The 14,350-nt window shown below is 41.5% G+C and carries 13 protein-coding genes; all 13 read right to left on the reverse strand.

Going from position 1 to position 14,350, the window contains the following annotated elements; translation table 11 throughout:
• Positions 1–25: 25 nt before the first annotated feature.
• The 13 genes from AAA942_RS16840 to AAA942_RS16900 all read right to left on the reverse strand — a co-directional run bounded on the left by AAA942_RS16840 (position 26) and on the right by AAA942_RS16900 (position 14,340).
• Positions 26–1,489: a lipopolysaccharide biosynthesis protein gene (locus AAA942_RS16840; RefSeq protein ID WP_338221465.1), complete on the reverse strand. Its 1,464-nt coding sequence runs from the start codon at positions 1,487–1,489 to the stop codon at positions 26–28.
• A complete protein-coding gene (locus AAA942_RS16845; protein WP_338221466.1) occupies positions 1,489–2,634 on the reverse strand; it encodes a TDP-N-acetylfucosamine:lipid II N-acetylfucosaminyltransferase in 1,146 nt (381 codons plus the stop codon). The genes AAA942_RS16840 and AAA942_RS16845 overlap by 1 nt, the downstream gene beginning before the upstream one ends.
• Entirely contained in the window at positions 2,621–3,775 is a 1,155-nt protein-coding gene (gene rffA, locus AAA942_RS16850) for a dTDP-4-amino-4,6-dideoxygalactose transaminase (protein WP_338221467.1), read from the reverse strand. Before rffA ends, AAA942_RS16845 begins: the two co-directional genes overlap by 14 nt.
• Positions 3,775–4,563 (reverse strand): acyltransferase, encoded by a 789-nt coding sequence (locus tag AAA942_RS16855; protein WP_338221468.1) that lies wholly within the window; start codon positions 4,561–4,563, stop codon positions 3,775–3,777. Before AAA942_RS16855 ends, rffA begins: the two co-directional genes overlap by 1 nt.
• 2 nt (positions 4,564–4,565) lie before the next feature.
• Positions 4,566–5,528: a Gfo/Idh/MocA family protein gene (locus AAA942_RS16860; RefSeq protein WP_338221469.1), complete on the reverse strand. Its 963-nt coding sequence runs from the start codon at positions 5,526–5,528 to the stop codon at positions 4,566–4,568.
• Positions 5,529–5,713: 185 nt separating this feature from the next.
• The gene (locus AAA942_RS16865; protein ID WP_338221470.1) at positions 5,714–6,289 is read right to left on the reverse strand and encodes an acyltransferase; all 576 of its coding nucleotides are present in this window, start codon (positions 6,287–6,289) and stop codon (positions 5,714–5,716) included.
• A gap of 55 nt (positions 6,290–6,344) precedes the next feature.
• Positions 6,345–7,469: a DegT/DnrJ/EryC1/StrS family aminotransferase gene (locus tag AAA942_RS16870; RefSeq protein WP_338221471.1), complete on the reverse strand. Its 1,125-nt coding sequence runs from the start codon at positions 7,467–7,469 to the stop codon at positions 6,345–6,347.
• Positions 7,469–8,581 carry a GNVR domain-containing protein gene (locus AAA942_RS16875; protein ID WP_338221472.1) on the reverse strand — a complete coding sequence of 371 codons (1,113 nt, stop codon included), beginning with the start codon at positions 8,579–8,581 and terminating at the stop codon, positions 7,469–7,471. Before AAA942_RS16875 ends, AAA942_RS16870 begins: the two co-directional genes overlap by 1 nt.
• Positions 8,582–8,585: 4 nt before the next feature.
• Positions 8,586–9,203, reverse strand: coding sequence for a DapH/DapD/GlmU-related protein (locus AAA942_RS16880; protein WP_338221473.1), 618 nt, complete (start codon positions 9,201–9,203; stop codon positions 8,586–8,588).
• A 34-nt stretch (positions 9,204–9,237) separates the two neighbouring features.
• Positions 9,238–10,557 carry a UDP-glucose dehydrogenase family protein gene (locus AAA942_RS16885; protein WP_338221474.1) on the reverse strand — a complete coding sequence of 440 codons (1,320 nt, stop codon included), beginning with the start codon at positions 10,555–10,557 and terminating at the stop codon, positions 9,238–9,240.
• A 3-nt stretch (positions 10,558–10,560) separates the two neighbouring features.
• Positions 10,561–13,173 carry a polysaccharide biosynthesis/export family protein gene (locus AAA942_RS16890; RefSeq protein ID WP_338221475.1) on the reverse strand — a complete coding sequence of 871 codons (2,613 nt, stop codon included), beginning with the start codon at positions 13,171–13,173 and terminating at the stop codon, positions 10,561–10,563.
• A 147-nt stretch (positions 13,174–13,320) separates the two neighbouring features.
• The gene (locus AAA942_RS16895) at positions 13,321–13,839 is read right to left on the reverse strand and encodes a DeoR family transcriptional regulator (RefSeq protein ID WP_338221476.1); all 519 of its coding nucleotides are present in this window, start codon (positions 13,837–13,839) and stop codon (positions 13,321–13,323) included.
• A 138-nt stretch (positions 13,840–13,977) separates the two neighbouring features.
• Positions 13,978–14,340, reverse strand: a complete 363-nt coding sequence (locus tag AAA942_RS16900; RefSeq protein WP_338221477.1) for a hypothetical protein — start codon at positions 14,338–14,340, stop codon at positions 13,978–13,980.
• Positions 14,341–14,350 lie beyond the last annotated feature (10 nt).

Here is a 14,350-nt window from a genome sequence, read left to right on the forward strand (position 1 = left end):
AACATCATTTGTCTCTGGCTTGAAATTAACCTTTAAAACGCTTTAGTATCAGATTTCTAGCCAAAAGAAATTCTCTGTTAAATAGGCCTATGGCCAATGCAGCAAAGACTATAAAGGCCAGAGCTTTCACACCTATTGAAAGGAATACTGAAAGAGGCTCTGAAAAATAAAATCCTAAATACCCCATGAGGAAAATCAGTACCACGAATACTCCTGCACGGATAAAGTCATAAGGAATAGGATATACTTTTTGAGAAAAATAAAAGGCAAAAACCGGAGAAACCAGCTGAGAGAAGCAAACAGCAACGGCTGCTCCTATTACCCCAAATTCTGGAATTAAAAGGATATTCAATCCTATCAAAAGGAAGGCCGAGAAGGAATAAACCATTCCCAAAGGAGCTGTTTTTTTACTGATAGCAGACCCTAGGTCAGCAATATTGGTCAGCCCGGCAAACATCCCGCTAAAAACCAGAATACTCGCAATCTTGGCTGCGCCGTAGTAAGAGGGAGTAGCGATGATCATCAAAGCTTCCAAAGAAAATAGCGAAATCAATAAGGTAAGAGATCCGACAACCATAAGGTAGACCAAAAGGATTTTCCCATAGGTCTCTTTTGCATTTTCCTGGTGAATTATTGAAAAAGCAAATGGCGACCATGCCTGTTGAAATGAATTGACAATCAAACCCCCAAAAGAGGCAAGGGTAAATGCAACCTGAAACAAACCCAAGTCATTGTCGGAAACCTTTCCATTTAGAAAAAAAATGGCGGAGAGGTTGATCATCCAGATGGAAATACTAGCTGGAATAAAGGGTAGGCTGTAACGGATCATTTTGGCCAATAAAGTCCAATCCAAAAGATTGAACCTTCCTATCCATCGTTTGATATAGGAAATTGAAAGAGGAACCATAATCAGCCCAGCCACCAACTTGGCATAAAATGCTCCGGTCAGTCCCCAATCCAAAACCAATACGAAAAGTACATTAAACAAGATCAGACTCAGGGCCTGAAGAAAAGTCAGGACGACTGTGCTTTTTGGCCTTTTTTCAAATCGAAGCACTTTGGTAGCCACCACAGTAGCCACTGATACAGGAAGTGAGACTGCCAAGATCTTGATGTACTGCCCCGCCAGTTCGGGCTGATAGGAAACAAACTGCGACCAATAATTTGAGCTAAAAAAGAAAAATGCCCCTACCAGGGCAGACAGTATCAAATAAAACCAAAACCAAGTACTGATTATTCTTTTTCGCTTTTCATGCTCTTCAGAATCATAAAACCACCTGGCTGTAGAATTATCCAAAGACAAAATCATCAATAAGGCAATAAGTGAATAGGCATTATTTACTACGCCAAAAACCCCGTAGTCTTCCGGCGTATAAACCCGAGTATAAAGCGGAGTCAATAATACGCCCATTAAACGGGTGGCTATTCCTGCTACTCCGTAAATGAGACTGTCTGATGCAAGGTTTTTGATGTTTTGAAGAACCGTCATCAAGACAGAAAAATATCTTTATAGAAGCTCCGGATTTTCTCTTCGTTGAAAATTTGCTGCATCAATTCCCTATTCCGTGAAATAGTCTCCTTAGAAAGAGGAGAATCAAGATCTTCTTTCGTCATTTGGGAATAGTCAAATACCTGAATTCCCGCTTGGACTAATTCGATGTAAACAGGATTTTCAGGATTCAAAAACACCTTGGTTCCCATAAAAATCAGTCCAAGGATATTGCCAAAGGCCTGTTGGATTTTATGGTTAAATATCGCAACTGACACCTCAGACAGCTTATTATAGTAGGTTTCTCGTGGAATGAATTTTTCCAGAGATTCGAAATTTTTCCCAAACCATTCCTTTCCTTTTGCTTTGACAAAATCCAAGTATTTGGGATTGCCATAGGAAAGTGGAGAGAGCACAACTCGGTCATTTTGAGGAATTAATTCTCGAAGTCTTTCAAAAACGTCGAGATGATTGTTTTCAGGAGAACCGGAATGCCCTACCATTATTTTATTCCCAAGAATTGGATTTCTGAGAAGATCTTTTTCTGCAAAAAGCTCCTCAAGAGAAAGGAAAGCAAAACGAATCCATTTTGCATTGACTCCCAATACCTCCTTGGCTTCGATGGTGTCCTTTTCAAAAAAAGAGCCGACCATGTCAAAGCGTGAAAAGGATTTTTCGAAGGTGTATTGGTTGGGTTTACCGAGTATTTGGAGCATCCGGTGATGAATTCCCTGGCGAATATTTTTAAATCTTCCCTTGGGAGGAAGGATAGTTAAAGTCAAGGGAGTGTAGGCACGTTTCAAAAACTTCCCGTGCTTGTACAAATCCCCGCTCCAAATGATCCAAATGACCTTGGTTTGGCCAAATTTATCTTTATTACATTCTAGAAAATGACCAATAAACGGAGTATGGTAGTTAACAATGATTCTTTTAAAGGGCTTCTGGAGATGAAGTTTCTCCAAAGACTCCAGTTGATTGTTTTTTAAAATCAACAAATCAGGATAACGAAGACGGGTAGGCTGTCCTAGCTCATCTACCAATAAAACATACTGATTCAGATGAGGGAATAATTCTTCGCATCGCTTGATTATCCATTCAGAATAAGGTGAATCGGGAAGGAAAACAAGGTTTTCATGCGAATGCATATCTCTCCAGAATTTCGGTCAGTTTGGACGATATTCTATCCACTTCATCAAGAGTCAATTCATAAAAAAATGGTAATCGAATCAATCGCTCAGAATAAAGGTCGGAATTTTTCAACTCCCTTCCGTCATGCTTGGAAGCAAAATACTCGCTACTATGCAAACTCAAATAATGAAAAACGGCCAAGGCCCCTTCACTTTTCATTTCTTTTAGCAAAAAGTCCCTTTGATCCCCATCCTCTGCAATCAAGTAATACATGTGACCGTTATTGGTCGCAAAATCAGGAATTTCAGGAAGTCTTATCCCGAAATTTTCCACATGACCACGTAAGTTTTGATCGTATCTTTCCCAGATTTCAATCCTTCTTTGCTGGATTTGGGACATATTTTCCAATTGAGCCCAAAGAAAAGCTGCTGTCACCTCTGAGGGTAAAAAGGAGGATCCCAACTCTACCCATCCATATTTATTGATTTCCCCTCTGAAAAAGGAGGCCCTGTTGGTTCCTTTTTCCCAAATGATCTCTGCCCGATGCACATATTTTTCATCATTGATCGCGAGAAGACCGCCTTCCCCTGAAGAAATGTTTTTGGTCTCATGAAAGGAAAAAGTAGCCAAATGACCTATGGAGCCTAGAGGCATTCTTTCTCCCGTAGGAGTGACATAGTAAGAATCGATGGCATGTGCAGCATCTTCGACCACAGCCAAATCGTGTTTCGCAGCCAAATCCATAATTTTTACCATATCACAGGCTACTCCTGCATAATGCACAACTACAATGGCTTTGGTTTTAGGGGTAATCAATTCTTCTATGGAATCCTCGTCCAAACCGGGATGGTCTGCTCTGCTATCTGCGAAAACTACCTTTGCCCCTCTCAGCATAAATGCATTGGCCGTGGAAACGAAGGTATAGCTTGGGATTATCACTTCATCTCCGGGAGAAATATTGAGCAACAACGCACACATTTCCAAAGCATCGGTACAGGAAGTAGTTAAAAGAGCTTTTCGGATTCCGAATTTTTCCTCAAATAACTGCTGAGCAAGTCTAGTATATTTTCCATTGCCCGAAATCTTTCCTGTCCCTACTGCATCAGCAATATAGTCCAATTCTTTACCGGTGATATAAGGCTTATTAAAGGGGATCATCAGAAAGTGTAAGGTGTAAATTTAGCTTTCTCAGGAAGTAGAAATTTCATAAAACTGATCTCCGGCTCGGAAAGTCGTTTGGTATATTTTCGGTCAGCAACGTTGAAATACGAAACCTCAAGATTTTCAAGTTCGGCTTCCTCCCAATCCGTGATGATTTGGACAGCATTTATATCTCCTCCCCAAGTCTTCAAATATTCCCTCATTGTGGCTACTTTTTTCTCCACGGAAACAGGTATAAACTGATTGCCAATTTTATCAGATATATTCTTTGCTGGAGAGCCAGCATAGATACAATTTTCCTCCATATCCTTGGTAATTACGGAACCGACTAATGCCATGGACTTATCCTTGGCTTCAATGGGAGACACAATACAGTGCCCGACAAACCATACATCGTTCCCAATCTTCATTGGCGATTCGGATAAAAACCGACAGCCCTCCAGAGTATCTCCGTATTTGATATGGCTCCACAATTGACTGTGAGCTCCTATCCCACAATTGTCCCCTATGGTCATTCCTCCAATCGAGTCGATTACAGTAAACTGACCAATCCAGGCATTATGACCGATTTTGCAAGGCTTGTATCCATGGACAGTCATATTATTCTGTAGCTTGGAATAATCTCCCAATTCAAAATCATCACAGATAATCTGAACATTTGCACCTATGAAGCAATTGTCTCCTATAATAATTCTTTTTGCCTTCCCATTGATCCCTCGGATTTTTGCCGTAGGATCAATATAGGTATTAGCCCCAACAGAAATAAATTCTGACTCGATCTGCATATTTATTGGAAAGGATGTTTGGATAAAGGGAATTTACATAAAGGATGGAATTCTCCTTCCAAACCAATTGGTGATAAATGCCGAATATCATGAACCAGTTCAATGCTGTTTTTAGCCTCGTCCAGTCCAAAACCCTTGCCATCCAAAATATGCTGGTAGCTATGAGTATGCAGCTCAGTGAATCCATCGGAAAATTCAATCTCCTCTCCTTCCATTGAAAGTGAACGGAAGGTTCTTCCGCCTCTTGCTTTCACAGCTTCTGGCAAAGTATCTGCATTGATACTCAAAAACCATCTCACCCGGGCTTTCTCCAATTCAAGAAAGCCTGCAGCCCTATCGTGAGTATGGATATGGACTTGGTTTGTCTTTACCGGACCGAATACCCAAGTCAACATATCAAAAAAGTGAACCCCAATATTGGTAGCAATCCCTCCGGATTTGCTTACATCTCCTTTCCATGAGGTATAATACCAATGTCCTCTAGAGGTGATGTAGGCTAAGTCAATATCGTAAACCTTGTCTTTTGGACCAGAGGCAATTTTTTCTTTTAGGGCAATAATGGAGGGATGTAGCCTTAATTGTAGAATATTGTAAACTCTACCCCCATGCTCTTTTTCTACTTCCTTCAAGGCATCTATATTCCATGGATTTAAAACCAATGGCTTTTCACAGATTACATTTGCTCCGACCCGAAGTCCAAACCGGATATGAGAATCATGCAAGTAATTTGGTGAGCAAATACTTACGTAATCGATCTTGTTTTCTGCCCGCTTGAGCTTTTCTACGTGACGGTCAAAGCGTTCAAATTCTGTAAAAAAGTCTGCATCAGGAAAGTAGCTGTCCATTACACCCACACTATCAAACTTATCATAGGCGGCCAAAAGTCTGTTTCCTGTATCCTTGATCGCTTTCAAATGCCGGGGTGCTATGTATCCTGCAGCACCAATCAATGCAAAATTTTTCATTTTTTAGTTGAATTTTGCTCCTTTTCAATCAGGAGCTTAGTTTTAATTTTTCCGAGTAAAATTCCCAATCGCTCTTTTTTAAGACAATTTCAGAACCCCTTATTTCCTTATACCTGATCCGAGATAAATTTTAATTCTCAGTATAGATTCTTGAATAGATCACGTACTAATTCAATATTCCCCGATTAGGAGACTTTGGAAACTTTACCTCCTACCAGCTGATATTGCTCACCTGATTCGGGACAAGTCGCCATTCCATTTTCATCAAAGGCTAATTTATGTCCAAACTCACTCATCCATCCTACTTGACGGGAAGGATTTCCGACAACTAGGGCATAGGGTGGAACAGTTTTAGTCACTACTGCACCTGCCCCGATAAAGGCAAACTCACCAATATCGTGCCCACATACGATAGTAGCATTTGCGCCTATAGAAGCCCCCTTGCCTACGTGTGTTTTGGCATATTGTCCGCGACGATTGACTGCACTTCTTGGATTGATCACGTTGGTAAACACCATGGAGGGGCCTAAAAACACATCATCTTCACAGGTTACTCCGGTGTAAATAGAGACGTTGTTTTGAACTTTTACATTTTTCCCCAAAACCACCTCAGGAGAAATCACCACATTTTGTCCTATGTTGCAGTTTTCTCCGATTGTACAGTTAGGCATGATGTGGGAAAAATGCCATATTTTGGTCCCCTCCCCGATTGTACACCCATCGTCGATAATTGCAGTTTCGTGTGCGTAGTAAGCTTTCATTAATTATTGATTATGTAGGGATAATGATTTCAGAAACAGATCCTAGATACCTTCATCAAAAATAATTCAGGATAGAATCAATGATGAAGTCCTGCTGAGCAGGGTCCATTTCTGTATGAATAGGAAAGGAAAGAACCTTTTCGCAAAGAGATTCCGAAACAGGAAAATCTCCAGTTTGATATCCGTACCTGAGGTAAGCCTGTTGCTTAGGTACAGGAATTGGATAATAGATCATAGTCGGTATCCCTTTTTCCTGAAGATAACTTTTGAGCGCATCCCTATCGGCACCTTCAATCTGTACTGTATATTGATGAAACACATGAGTGGAATTACTCGCCCGCTTTGGAATTTTTATAGAAGTATGATTTTTAAAAGCTTGATCATACCGATCGGCCACTTGATTTCTGGCTGCACAATATCGATCCAACTCTTTCAATTTCACACGTAAAATAGCTGCCTGAAGGGTGTCAAGTCTGGAATTAATCCCGATTGACTCATGGTGATATTTTTTCTTTTGTCCATGATTGGCAATCCTATTCAGGCGCTCAGCCAAATCGGGATCATTGGTAAACATTGCTCCACCATCCCCATAACAGCCCAAGTTTTTGGAAGGGAAAAAGGAAGTAGTCCCCACGTGGCCCATGGTGCCGGCTTGGGCTTTTTTGCCATTGGAAAAAGAATAAACCGCACCAATAGCCTGGGCGGTATCTTCTATCACCTTTAAATTATTTCGATTAGCTACATCCAGTATAAACTCCATATTGGAGCATTGCCCATACAAATGAACTGGGATAATACCGACCACATTGGGACCTATAGCCTTTTCCAATTCGGAAGGGTTCATTTCAAAAGTATCCGGCGTCACGTCTACGAATTTAGGCTTCAATCCTAATAACGAGATCATTTCTACCGCTGCTACATAAGTGAAGGCTGGAACGATTACTTCCTGACCCGGCTGAAAATCCAGAGCCATCATTGCGATCTGTAAGGCATCGGTACCGTTTCCACACGGGATGACGAAGCCAGCTCCAGTATACTCAGCCAGTTCTTTTGCAAAAGCCTTGACTTCAGGCCCGTTTATGAAGGCTGTATTTTCGATTACCCCTTGGATAGCCAAATCAATTTCAGGTTTGATCCGCTCATATTGAGTCCTCAGATCAACCATTTGGATGGAATTCATTAAATCGTATGCTTTAAATTTTCGACTAAAATCTGGTATAGATTAAAAATTGCACCTACAAAAAACCCAAGAAATACGGAAAAAATAAGGATTAAAGGTCTATTAGGTTTAGACGGTCCTAGGGGAACTGCTGCTTTTTCCAACACAGTAAACACCGGGGTTTCCTTTTTTAGTTGGATTTCAGCTTGCTCCATTTCCTGTTTGAGGGAATTGTAGATATTAAAAGCTATGTTGAATTCGAATTGTAACTTTTCCTCTCTGGTTCTGGCTTTTTGGGAAATCAGCCCTTGATTGGCATCCCTGAATGAGGCCAAGTCCAATTGCGACTGATTAAATTTCTCTTGAGCTTCCAGAACTCTTTTTTGGATAAACTCCATGTTAATCCGCTGCTTTTTAAGCTTGTATTCAGTCACATAAGCAATCAACTTTTCCATTACTAAGGCATTTACCCTTGCCGAAATCAATGGCTCTGGCATAGTGACTGTGAGCCGAATGGTTTTCCCTTTTTGATCAATAAGGATTCTTTTTTTAAGCTGATTGATGGCATACAACTCTTTACTGGAAAATCGAAGGTAATCCTCGATGTCCACTTCTTGATCATTGATTTCGGCAGTAGGAACTGATTCTGAGCTTGAAAACCAAGCTATAATGGAGCTTGGTATTCCAAGTAAAAAATTAAAAGTCTTGCTGACTACATTCCCTGGCTTCTCTTCGTAGTAGTAATCTTCCAGGCTTTGAGAAACATCCCCTTTGGTTTCAAAAACGAATTTTTCTTTCCCGATGGAATTAAGGAAATCTCTGCTTTGGATGACATCTGGGAAAATATCCGATGTGAGCGCAATCTGACCCGATTGAAACTGTGAAGCATTTATTCCTGCCAATCCCGCCAAAGCCCCAAATTGTCCCATTGGGTTGGTGTTAGCTTCGGATTCTACTAAAAAAAAGGACGTGGATTGAAATTCTTTTGGGGTGGTGAACGCGATTAACAGCCCTATGAATAGTGCAATCCCAACCGCAATTTTGAGGTTCTTTTTTCTTGCAAAAACACCCTTAATCAAGGCTAAATAATCCATGTTTTTCGAAGAATCACTCACTTTTTCCTGATCTGACATAGTTTTAAGAATTCTCCAAGTTGCGGGCAGGAACACCGATAACTTTATTTTTTGAACCTACATTTTTTGTGACAACAGCCCCAGCACCGACTGTTACTTCATCTCCTAGGCTAATTCCAGGAAGAAGAATGGCTCCTGCGCCTATCCTACACTTTTTCCCGATTTTCACTTCTCCCAACAGCATGGCACCTGGACCTATTTCACAAAAATCACCCACCACAACTTGATGATGAATATGTGCTCTGGAATTGATCAAAGTTCCTTTACCGATTTGAGTATTTGGTCCTATAAAACAAAAGGATAAGGCATCAAAAACTCCTGTGGCAGTTGGGCTGACTTGAGATGATTTGGAATGTATAGGATGATATATTCCTCCCATACTTTCGAATAAATTCATAAATCGCTCACGAATTTCGGGGTTACCCAATCCTAAAGCAAATTCAGGAGACTGATTTAAATGAAGATTTAAATCTGCTATTTCGAGAATTAAAGGAAAATCACTCAGTGGGGAATCAGGTTTATGTCCAGCTTCATCAAAAAAAATAAACTTGAAAGAAGGGTTTATCCTTTCAAGCTCTTCTTTAACCTCTAAGGCATGTCCTCCTGCTCCTGCTATCAGCATATGATTAGCTAGATTTTATTTTATTTTAACCTGCTCACTTAGTCCCAATTCCATAATGGGTAAAACCAAGCGAGGAGAGATATTTCTTGTCATAAATATTTCTACCATCAAAGACCACCTTGTTTTTCAAAAGCTTCCCAATTGCTTCCCAGCTAGGAATCCTGAATTCAGACCATTCCGTCACCAATAAGAGGGCGTCTGCATCCACACAGGCATCATAGGCATCGCTGCAATAGGTGACTTTGTCGAAAATATAGTGAGCTTTGGCCTCTTCCATGGCTTTGGGATCATAAGCGCGAACTTCTGCTCCTGCGGCTCGCAACTCATCAATAATTACAGCCGCCGGCGATTCTCGCATATCATCGGTATTGGGCTTGAAGCTCAATCCCCACATGGCGAAGGTCAAACCGCTTAGGTCTTCTCCAAAATGAGCCTTCACCTTAGCTGCCAAAATATGCTTTTGATCATTATTTACCTCTTCCACCGATCGAAGGACCCGTAGATCATAGCCATATTCCTTGGCTGTATTGATGATCGCTTTTACATCCTTTGGAAAGCAGGAACCTCCATACCCAACTCCCGGATAAATGAATTTTTTTCCTATCCTGGGATCAGAACCGATTCCTCTTCGGACCATGTTGACATCTGCTCCTACCCGTTCACAAAGGTTGGCGATATCATTCATGAATGAAATTTTGGTAGCCAGCATGGCGTTAGCTGCATACTTGGTCATCTCTGCCGAGGGAATATCCATGTAAATAATTCGCTCTCCACTGAGTTGGAATGGCTTGTACAGGCGCTGCATGATTTTCTCAGCCCGCTCATCGTCAACTCCAATGACAATTCGATCTGGTCTTAAAAAATCTTCCACAGCTGCCCCTTCTTTCAAAAACTCAGGATTGGAGGCGACTGCAAAAGGAAGGTTTACCTTTCTTTTTTCCAAAGCCGCCTTGATCGTGGCCCGGACTTTTTCTCCTGTATTTACGGGAACCGTACTTTTGGTTGCCACCACTAGGTAATCTGTCATTTTTTGACCTATCTCATCTGCAACCGCAAGAACATATTTTAGGTCCGCTGATCCATCCTCACCAGGAGGAGTTCCTACTGCAATGAACGCCACTTCTGCTCCCTGTATTGCTTGACCAAGATCAGTACTGAAGTTGAGGCGGCCACTTTTGTAATTTCTTTCAACAATTTCTTCCAGACCCGGTTCATAAATGGGCATGATCCCATTTTTAAGTTGATCTATTTTCCCTTGGTCAATATCCACGCAGGTAACCTCAATACCCACATTTGCCAAACAAGCCCCAGAGACCAAGCCTACATAGCCGGTACCCACTACTGCAATTTTCATGAATTATGGATTGTTGGAGTTGTTAACGATAGTCTGGACCAATATGGCCACTGTAGCTAAGCTTGAGGCTAAACCTATCCACCCCGCGGTACTGATTCTTTCTCGATTAGGTTTTTCCGGTACCACTATCTCTGCACCGGGCTCCACGGAAGGATAGAATTTCAGTCCCAGAAAAGAGTGGGTTCTCCTTGCATCACCATTTGCATAAATGATGTAGGTTTTACTCCTTCGGGCATTTTCTGAAAAACCACCGGCTTTGGAAATATACCCTCTAAGCCCTTGGCTCTTTTCATATCGGGTGGTTGTAGGCAACAATACTTCTCCTACCATTCTTACAGTCTGAAGCTGCTTGGGAATCTGAATAATATCCCCTTCCTGCAAAATCAAATCCTCAGGTCCTCCAGGATTAGCCAAAATCGCTTCCAAATCAATACCCACCAGATCCTGTTCTTTCAGTCGTACTGCATTAAGTGCAGAGTCCAACCGAAGACTGTCCATCACGTAAAACTGTTCCAATCTCCTTTCGGCTGCTTTTTTAGCTTGCTCCATTTGGATCTCTTCCAGCTCACCCAACTTAGTGGTCAATCTTTCAAACAGGATATTTTCCGCCTCATTCAATTCTCTGTTTTTTTCAGGATCAAGTTTGGTTCGAATCTCTTTCATTAGCATTTCCTTGATTTCTTCTTCGGTCATGCCTTTGTAATAAACTGTTCTCCTGATCAAATTTGCCCCTTTGGGATAAGCAAATTGATTCAAACCACCAGCTCTTTTGATCACATCAGAAATCCGCTCATCTGCGCCTGAGATGGCGAAATCCCCGGGGTAAATTACTTCTCCAGTTACTCTCACCAACTGCTCTCTTTCAAAACCGGGGCTTCTTCTTATGAAAACATGATCAAATGGTTGTAGAGTAAGGTTTTTCTCTTCTTGAGAAAAGCTTAAATCCGAGTTGATAGAAAGAGTAAGAATCTCTGCAATCTTTCCTGAACTGGCATCTCTAACTCTCCTTGCTATTTCTATGGAGGAATTGGTGGCTGACTGCAAAAGCCCACCTGATCTCAAAATCAAATCTCCGACAGTCATTTCTGAGGCATAAGGATAGGTGCCCGGTAAATTGATTTCGCCGGAAATTTTCACATAAAACTCTTCCTGAATCTTATAGCGGCTGGGAATAAAAAGTAAATCCTCATTTCTCAACATGACGTCCTCTGTGGTTCCCTCCAGAATCCCTTTCAAATCAATGCTTTCCGCCCCAAGAGTCAGGTCGGAGTTGGTTCTGTACAAGGTAGCCCTTGTCACAAATGCTTCAGGCTTTAAACCTTCCGCCCTATTGATAAGCTCAGATACTGTCAAGTTTTTCTCCTCAAGAGAATATTCCCCCGGCTGGAAAACAGCCCCTGATATTTGAACCCGGTTGGTGTATCGGTTCATGGACTCACTGATGAGAATTTCATCTCCGTCCTTGGGAGGAAAGCTTCCAAAATCCGCCTGAACCACATCCAAAACCTTCCTCTGATTATTTTCAAATCTCCTTATTGTGACTCGCTCTTTATAGGCCGTAGGTAAAAACCCTCCAGTATAGATATATAAATCCTGAAGAGATTCATTGGGTTTTACTTCAAAAAAACCTTCTCTACGGACTGGCCCCATGATCTCCACCCGAGCTTGAACAGGAGGCACAATCACGACATCATTGTCTTGTAGGGTGATATTGGAAGATTGCTCACCTTTGGCCAAAAATTCATAAATATCCACTGTAGCTACTAATCGGCTATCCCGATAAACTTGAATATTTCTAAATGCACCGTTTTCATTTGGACCTCCCGCTGCAAAAAGGCCATTAAATACTGTAGCAAAAGATGGCAGAGTGTAGGTCCCGGGTTTAGTCAACTCCCCGACCATGGAAACCTTTATTGAACGGATATTTCCGAGTCTGATTTCCAAAAAGGTATTTGGATTACCACCTGCCAAACCGGAATAAATTCTGGAAAGAGAGTTTTTCAACCTAGAGGTAGCTGCCTCTATGGTACTGCCTCCTACTTGTACTGGGCCGATATTAGGGACCAAAACCCTACCTTCTGGGCTGACTGTCAGATCAAATGACTGCTGGGAAGCACCATAAACATCCACAAGCAACTGGTCTCCTGCCCCGATTACATAACCTTGAGGTGTTGGTAAGTTGAGACTTGGATTGAAATCCAAGTTTCTGTTATGGAAAAGCTTATACCCAAAAATTTTCTTTTGGAACGGGGTTAGGTCAAAATAGGGGTCCGCCCTCCTGATGGAATCGAATGGGTCATTGTTCATTAAATTTCCCGGCATATTTCTACTACCGAAGGAAGCTGAACTTTGATTTGGAGACTGAGCCCGTCTTTGCAAATTGTTAATTCGTTCTCTTAGCTTGGCTGCCTCAATAGGAGATAGCCCTTGCTCTCTAGCCATAGCTTCCAATTGAGTTGGAGTAAGTCCGCTTGACTCTGCCCTTTTAATCAACTGTTCGATTTGAGCATCGGAGAGGTTATCCACTCTAAGTGTGCTGAGATTGCTTAGACTCTGAGCAAAACCCGCCCAAGTCAAACCTAAAAACAGCAAAAGAAGTCCAATAATTTTTTTCAAATTCTTGCGGAGTTGAAAGTATGTCCTAGTACTAAATTTCAAAACAAGGCTAAAATTGCATAAAATCCCTTAGAAAACTACCAAATAGGTACAGCTTCGCCCTTTCAGTCCCAAGCGGACCTAGCAGCAAATCAGAAATCCCAAAAATCAGATTCCTGCTTCCCTGTCAAAAAGCACAAGACCTCCCACCGATGTACGACCCATTGAGAGCGTAAAGATTACTTTACGGTCAATCAATTCTTCAATTCTTTTGGTGAGATGGTTGATGTATTCATCATTTAGATTTTCCCCGGTAATCAGTACATCGATGGTACCGGTGTCGTTACCCCTTGCGATATCTCCTGTCAAAACCACCTGCTCCACTTCCCCCATTCTTTCCAGGATATTTTCCAGTAGCATATCCAATCCCAAATACTTCCTAATGATATCTCGGATATTGGTATAAAAGGGATGTTTGACGTTGGCCTGATACTCAATTTTGTTTTTGTCCGAATGACGAATCAAAATTCCAGCTTGAGTCAGATTGTTGAGTTCTTTCCGGATGGCATTGGTGGATTCTCCAAACTCATCAGCCAATCCGCGTAAATGACTGTGGTTTTGTGAATTCACAAAAAATTTGATCAGAAGCTTAAGCCTGGTTTTGGATGTGATGAGTGATTCGAGCATAAAAAATCCAAATGAGTAACAAAGGTACTCATTCTTGACTTTCCTAAAAACAATAGGAGTTAAATTACCTTAGGAATTGAGAATCCGACTGAATTGGTTGAGAATCCGATAAAAGCTAAGTTTTTGTCTATGTAAATTTTACCCCCGGTAAATATTTTTTTCTGTAGGCCTAAGCATTTTTCGAAATAAAACTCCTGTTAAACCACTGAATCCACCCAGCAAAAACCCTAAAACTCCCACCAAGGCTACCAAAGTCATCCCAGACCCTAAGCCCATCAATTCGCCCATTTGATCCGGAAGAGCACTCGCTGAGGTAAGCCCCAAATAGGTACTGATTCCTACCCAACCCAAACCCATTCCTAACGCTCCGCCTAGAAAGGCTCCAATTCCTTTGGGATCAATCAAAAAACTAAGTAGACCTATGCCTATCATCAATCCCCAAAAGGGAACAAAAGGTCCCAAAAAAACAACGAGCAAAATGCTCACCAAGGTTAGTAACATAAATTTCATC

Source organism: Algoriphagus sp. oki45, from assembly GCF_036245605.1.
In the GTDB taxonomy this organism is placed as follows: domain Bacteria; phylum Bacteroidota; class Bacteroidia; order Cytophagales; family Cyclobacteriaceae; genus Algoriphagus.

Bases quoted from the DNA above. Each gene is read 5' to 3' on its own strand.
- AAA942_RS16860 (WP_338221469.1), bottom strand. From the start codon at position 5,528: ATGAAAAATTTTGCATTGATTGGTGCTGCAGGATACATAGCACCCCGG.
- AAA942_RS16870 (WP_338221471.1), bottom strand. From the start codon at position 7,469: ATGAATTCCATCCAAATGGTTGATCTGAGGACTCAATATGAGCGGATC.
- AAA942_RS16875 (WP_338221472.1), bottom strand. From the start codon at position 8,581: ATGTCAGATCAGGAAAAAGTGAGTGATTCTTCGAAAAACATGGATTAT.
- AAA942_RS16900 (WP_338221477.1), bottom strand. From the start codon at position 14,340: ATGTTACTAACCTTGGTGAGCATTTTGCTCGTTGTTTTTTTGGGACCT.
- rffA (WP_338221467.1), bottom strand. From the start codon at position 3,775: ATGATCCCCTTTAATAAGCCTTATATCACCGGTAAAGAATTGGACTAT.
- AAA942_RS16880 (WP_338221473.1), bottom strand. From the start codon at position 9,203: ATGCTGATAGCAGGAGCAGGAGGACATGCCTTAGAGGTTAAAGAAGAG.
- AAA942_RS16885 (WP_338221474.1), bottom strand. From the start codon at position 10,557: ATGAAAATTGCAGTAGTGGGTACCGGCTATGTAGGCTTGGTCTCTGGG.
- AAA942_RS16845 (WP_338221466.1), bottom strand. From the start codon at position 2,634: ATGCATTCGCATGAAAACCTTGTTTTCCTTCCCGATTCACCTTATTCT.
- AAA942_RS16865 (WP_338221470.1), bottom strand. From the start codon at position 6,289: ATGAAAGCTTACTACGCACACGAAACTGCAATTATCGACGATGGGTGT.
- AAA942_RS16895 (WP_338221476.1), bottom strand. From the start codon at position 13,839: ATGCTCGAATCACTCATCACATCCAAAACCAGGCTTAAGCTTCTGATC.
- AAA942_RS16855 (WP_338221468.1), bottom strand. From the start codon at position 4,563: ATGCAGATCGAGTCAGAATTTATTTCTGTTGGGGCTAATACCTATATT.
- AAA942_RS16840 (WP_338221465.1), bottom strand. From the start codon at position 1,489: ATGACGGTTCTTCAAAACATCAAAAACCTTGCATCAGACAGTCTCATT.